Origin of the sequence: Bradyrhizobium sp. SUTN9-2 (assembly GCF_003122645.1) — a bacterium.
Lineage (GTDB): Bacteria > Pseudomonadota > Alphaproteobacteria > Rhizobiales > Xanthobacteraceae > Bradyrhizobium > Bradyrhizobium yuanmingense.
In genome coordinates, this window is sequence record NZ_LAXE01000001.1 from 2,367,548 (window position 1) to 2,373,547 (window position 6,000).

1 protein-coding gene and 3 pseudogenes are annotated in these 6,000 nt (G+C 58.6%); 3 read left to right on the forward strand and 1 reads right to left on the reverse strand.

Annotated elements, in window-relative coordinates:
• The first annotated feature begins 478 nt into the window (after positions 1–478).
• Together XF30_RS11035 and XF30_RS11040 are read left to right on the forward strand one after the other, a co-directional pair.
• A pseudogene (locus tag XF30_RS11035) lies at positions 479–1,671 on the forward strand (EAL domain-containing protein).
• Positions 1,672–3,604: 1,933 nt separating this feature from the next.
• Positions 3,605–4,492, forward strand: a complete 888-nt coding sequence (locus XF30_RS11040) for a TauD/TfdA dioxygenase family protein (protein WP_244608912.1) — start codon at positions 3,605–3,607, stop codon at positions 4,490–4,492.
• A gap of 447 nt (positions 4,493–4,939) precedes the next feature.
• On the opposite strand, the pseudogene XF30_RS40080 reads toward XF30_RS11040, so the two are convergent.
• Positions 4,940–5,152, reverse strand: a pseudogene (locus XF30_RS40080) (IS110 family transposase); the annotation flags it as partial.
• Between the two features lie 92 nt (positions 5,153–5,244).
• Here XF30_RS40080 and XF30_RS11050 point away from each other — a divergent pair.
• Positions 5,245–5,514 (forward strand): annotated as a pseudogene (locus XF30_RS11050) (integrase core domain-containing protein); the annotation flags it as partial.
• Between the last annotated feature and the right edge of the window lie 486 nt (positions 5,515–6,000).

Sequence of the window (6,000 nt, forward strand, 5' to 3'; positions counted from 1 at the left end):
GCCGGCGTTGCTTATGAGCGGTACTTGAGCATGAGCATCGGCCAGGTGGTCACGTTACGGCTGCCACCGTAGCGGCCGGGCGAGGGTCAACCCTGTGTATTCGACACAATGCGTGGCCGTACCGCGCCGAACTATCCGACCTACGGCTACGAGCCAGTTGGCATCGTCGAACGCGACAGAGGCGCCGCAGATGCTACTATTGCTATTCCATTGGGCGAGGCGCCTTGCGGCCCGTCCAATTGCAGGACACCCCGCGCTAGCATCGACCAACGGCTCTGGTGAAAATCTAAGGGAGAGTACGGGACGCGAAAGCGCAGGATGGGGGCAAGCTTAAACATCTGCCAAGGCATTCCAGACAATTTTACGAATATTGGCTCCTTTAAGCTTACCTGAAAGGTTCAACAATCGAGCTGAAGCTCTCCATATTTAAGCCCGCCGCGCTGTTAACACACCGCCGCGAAACGGGGAGTGGTTTGCGATGGACAATGGGGTTGGTGAGATTGCCGGACCGAGCCTAAAGACTTTCGGAAGGCGGAAGATGACGCCGCGCGTATGCGTGGCCGACAGCAAGCGCCATCTGCGGGCTTTCATGAGCGAGGTGCTCGAGGATCTCGGCTTCGTGACAAGCGAATGCAGCAGCGCGAGCGAGCTGCAAACTATACTCGCCGCCGATCTGCCGGACCTGGTCCTGCTTGGCATTGGCGGCAACCGCATCGAGCCTGGCCAATTCCTGCAAGTTCTGGTACGCGATGCCTTCGAGGGCAAGGTTCTCGCTGTCGGCGCGCGCGATTCGATCGTAGTGAAGGCGGTGCAGCAGGTCGGGGAGGAATATGGGCTTGCGATGCTGCCACTCACCACTCCCTTTGCCGCCGACACGCTCCGTGAGCGCGTGGCGATGCTACTGCCCGAGGAGCAGGTCCCGAGCCCGGCGGTGCATGTCGGCGAGGCGCTGCATGGGGGCTGGCTCGAGCTCTGGTATCAATCGAAAATCGACGCGCGCTCGCTCGTTCGCCGCGGCGACGACACCCGACCTGGGGCTTGGTCCCGCCAGCCTATTTCATCCCAGAGGAGCACGATCCCCATTTGCGCGACCTGTCGGAGTTCGTGATCGAGCGCGCCTTGCAGGACTGGCACTATCTCCTGGAGCGGCAGACCGCGGTCGACCTTTCGATCAACTTGCCCGCAGCCTACCTGAAGGAGCCGCAGGCCGTCCGCGACCTCTGCCGCCGGATGCTGATGCATCCAGCCTTCGGTGGGCTGACGATTGAGATCGCCAGCGTTGAGGCGATCCGCGACCTCGATTTCCTGACCGAGATCGCTCGCGAGATGAGCTTCCACAATATCGGCCTGTCGATCGACAATCTCGGCGTCAACTGGCCGGAGCTGATGGGACTGGATAGGATTCCCTTCATCAAGTTGAAAGCCGACCGGCGATTCGTCGCGGGCTGCGGCAATGACAGGCTGAAACGCACGGTGTGCCGTCACGTCGTCGAGCTTGCCCAGGGCTACGGCGTCCGCGCCGCCGCGGAAGGCATCGAGAGCGGGGCTGATTTGATGACGGTGAGCGAGCTCGGCTTCGACCTCGTCCAAGGCTATCTGTTCGGCAAGCCGATGCCGCTGAAGAATTTTGCTAGAAGCGCTTTGACGCGCACCGTGATGGAGCAGAAGTGAGGGCGGGAGGGCTCACACATAACGCCGCGCGAAGAACACGCAGACGACCATCAGCGCTGCCGCGGCGAATCCAGGCAGCCGGCTCGTGCAGGCCGCTGCGTGCGTAAGGCACGCAATTGATCTATGCTCGTACGTATTTGCGGCAAAGACATGTAGCTTCAGTGTGCCCCATGGTCGACAACTGAACGAGTATCCACGTATCCTCATCTACCTTGCGGGTACGTCATGCAATTCAGCTGTTCGAGCACTGAGATCATACGCCCATATGGAATTGAGCGGCGCGCTCGTAGAAAGCTTGGGTTGGTGCGACGTTTTCTCAGGTCTGGAGCCGGTGACAACCCAACATCCCGATGCCTTGCGCCCGGCGATTGAATTTGCCCGGTCAAAGTTTGCTCATCGTCGAACCGCCCGTCTCAAGCCGGTTTCCCAGAGGTATCGGCGGGTTCGCCGGCACCTTGCGTCGGCGCTATGCTGCCCTCCAGCGAATGCTGTAACTACGAGACTGACAAGCGAATAGTCAGTTCATTTGTATGCACCGGGCGGATCGTTCCCGTTCCCGCTTGAGTCCTGGTGAACATGTTGTCTGCGTCAGTATCAGATGGAGTTTGAAGTTAGTTTGAGCTCCTTCCGCGTTCGACAGCGGCTGGCCTGCGCTGCTCCCGGTTACTGCGCCGTCGAAGCCAAAGTGTGCTTGTCCGCTTTCAATGTGAAGGTCTCGGCGCCGGTGCTTGGATGCATTCCAGGCAGCTGGGCTACGAGCAAGAGCAGCGACAGCCCCTGAAAGACCGACGCTATTGAGCTGCCCGGTCCAACGGCCGTCGAGCTGCGTCTGGCATAGTTCAGGCTGGGCCTTATGGTGGGGGCTTGATCGTGCGGCGCATTTACGTGCTTCGCAAATTATCGAGGGGAGGAAGAGACCGCGATCATGAAGGAGAAGAAATTCAGGCTTATGAAATCCGACGTGGCGTTCAGTGTCGTGTGGCTCATAGTGAGGCAAAAAATAGCCGGCCGGAATCTGCGGCTTGCAGTCTGAGAGCGGAAAGACGCCTTTTCGTCTCAGAGGAGCGATATTCTGGGCGGTCGGCGCTCGGTTTCTGGTGGTGTGCTCAACTGCCACGAAGCCAGACAGCATGTACTCCGTAAGGAAATTCTTGCGTCTTTGGGCAGAACCAAAAGGGCAGGTCACTGCCGGGACGACCTGCATTCGCGCCGAGTACAAATTTCGAAAATCGAGGGATTGAGCCCGTTGTTTAAACTCCATCGGAAGTTGCAAGTTACTAGTTTTGTACGGCTCTCCCGCTAGCCAAGCGACCAGAGCAAGCCAATGATCGGCCGGCGAAACAAGCCGCGCCATTGAAAACAACTCGAGGTCGCAAACAAATAGTTGTGAACCCGTTGAAGTAGCCATAATTGCACTATACATCTATAGGTAGAGAACCCTTAGCGGTCCTGCCTGCTTTGCAAGCGCAGGCCGCGAACCAGTTCCGATTTTCATCACTCCGACGAGGCCGTTCGGGTTGGTATGAGTGCGACCCGGTCGCTGTTGGAGGAGTTTCCACGCACGAGCTCTTAGACGAAGCGAACGTCACGCAAGCTCGAAAAGAAAACTGGTTTCGTTTCATGGACTGGACATGTGTTGCGTCTATGATCCGCACTGTTGATCAGGCGGCAGATCGATCTGGTGGCCGTATATGCGAATGTCCTCGACGGGACGGCATTGCCGAGTCCGCACTCAGACGGAGTGAGATCCTAAGATGCTGGTCGTGTGTATTGGACTTCAGCCGCCTAATTGTGGGCGCGGCGACCCCCACGGTCAGACAATTCGGATCCGTGTCCGCAAGACGGCCTTGCCGTGTTCGTCGACCTGACACGACCACCAAACACGTGGCGTTTGTAGCAATCCACAGAGAGAGGCGCCGTCATGAGTGGCACAATGACCATCGATAACGTCATTTCGCGAGCAGACATCGTCAAACACGCGGACCGGCTGGGCGCCGAAATCAAGAACCTTAAATTGTCGGATGATTTGCCCGACGAGGTCTTCATAGCCTTCTACCGGCTGGTGCTGGAGCATAAGGTTATCTTCTTCCGTGATCAGGGACATCTCGATGGTGCCCAGCAACAACGCTTTTTGCTACGATTCGGCTCGCTGATACCGAGTCCCACAATGGTGGATACAAGGGGAGGCTTCACAGCCGGGAAGACGCTGCCTGACCGCGCCCGCAGTCATATCGACCAAATGGAGAATGAGGTCGTCTTCTGTGCCACCCGCCCAGCAATTTCAATGCTGTGGGGTTCAGGGATTCCACCTTTTGGCGCGGACATCGCTTGGTCGAGCAAGGCGGTCGCCTATCTCGACCTTCCCAATCCCCTGCAGATGTTGGCCGATAACCTTTGGGCTGTGAGCTACGCCGCATTCGATCTCACTGCGACTGAGAGGGCCACCGAAAACAACAAGAGCGGATGTGGCGGCGCATCTACCGGAACGATCCACGAAACGACATATCCGATCGTTCGTGTTCATCCTGAAACCGGCGAACGTATGCTATCGCTTGGTCGTTCCGTGCAGAACTTTGTCGGCTTGCAGCGCTATCCCAGTCAAAAACTGTTCGAGCTGCTGCAATCCTACCTTGTCGCGCCGCGGAGCACTCTGCGCTGGAAATGGCAATCCGGCGACGTCGTAATCTGGGACAATCGCGCGACAGAGCCGTATCCCCTCAACAAGATCGGCAATCCTTATTGGGCCATGGACCAGCGTGCAATCGGGGCCCGCGTACCGCACATGAAACGGCCGAAATCACGGGCTGCTAAAGCTGCCTAGCGCAATCAGCAGGTCCGAAATTCGTACAACGCCGGCAGCGACCGAGTTGCTGCACGGCATATCAAACCGAGCCGGGCCTTCTTGTGCTCAGGGCCGCTAACCGGCGCGGGCAAGCTGCTTCTTTCTTGTCCGGAGAATTTCTGAGAAGGCGCGAGCAGTCGGTGCTATTCTCGTTGGGGAGCCGAGCAATGCGAGCCGGCCCTTGTCTATCGGTGCTAGGGCGTTGAAAAGTTGGGGCGCATCGAGCTTGGCGATACGAAGCGCTATTCGAGTTGAAAGCGACCGCGGACAGCGAAATAACTCACACACCAGGGGCCTGATCACTGACCAATGTTCCAGGTGTGCCTCGCGCAGTTTAGTTTAGGATGGCGCTGACTTTCAGTTAAGAGGATGCAGCCGCGTGTTTGTAGAACCACGGCGAGCGCGCCCTTACAGCGAAAAAGTCCTATAGGCCGGCGAAATCAATCTTACATCGTGTCCGAACTGCCGAATCTCCCGCGCCCAGTGATGAGCGGTCGCGCAAGCCTCGATGCCAACCAAACAAGGTGCGAGCGAGGAGAAGAACGGCACGATCTCGCCTCGCCGTAGGCGTTGGCGACTGCTCACTTGGCCTTGGCGGTCAACTGCATGGATGTGAAACACGTGCTTCGAAATGTCCATGTCGCGACTTCCATAGGAAAAGCTCCTGTTAGCGGGTCTGTACATCGCCAGTATATCGCTGGCGCCGATGGAGCGGGGCCGGCTTCCCCATCAACGGTCGGCTCCGGGATGAATTGCTGAACGAGACGCTGTTCACGTCGCTGGCTCAGACCCGCGTCGCGCTCGGATGCTGGCGCGCCGACTATAACTACACACGACCGCACTCACAGCTCGGATGGAAGACGCCCTCCGAGTTCGCCTTCACCTGCCACCCGCGCCGGGATCTGGCGCTGCGCTATGCCGATGGCTCCGCGCCAGCTCCCGTCGCTAGCACCGTCCCAACTGGGCAAATCCATGGCTTGAGCGAACTCAGAACTGGATGAAATCTGGGGCAAGTCACTCTGCTTCTCGCGGTCGGGCATGGGTTTGATCGTCCGGCGAAGGCGGCCTGAGGCGGCCATTGAGTTCAATCAACGGATTCCGTTCACGGCCGGAAAACTACGGGCACCGGGGTTTTGTTCTCCGGGCGGAGAACTACCGGGAATGGGACGGCATGCTCAGAATCTTGAGGGTTCTGTGAGGTCGCGGGGCAAAGTCCAGCCGCGCGCTCTGTCGTAGCGTGCGACCTCATAGAAGCCGGATTGAACGAAGCCGCGGAGTTGTGGGCGCTATGGCGATAGTGCAGCCGGTGCAGGTGCGGAGAAGGCGCGCCCGTACTCGCCGCGCGTCGGCGAGACATTCAGCAGATGTGAGGGGCCCGATTGATGGGGCCAAGAGCGCGAACCAGCGAGCTGCGGATTCCGACGAAGTCGCCCAGGCGTACCGATATGAAGTCGCCCGTGGATTCCGAGACGATGTCGCCCACTTTT

Coding starts and splice junctions, on each gene's coding strand:
- XF30_RS11040 (WP_244608912.1), top strand. CDS start 3,605: ATGACCATCGATAACGTCATTTCGCGAGCAGACATCGTCAAACACGCG.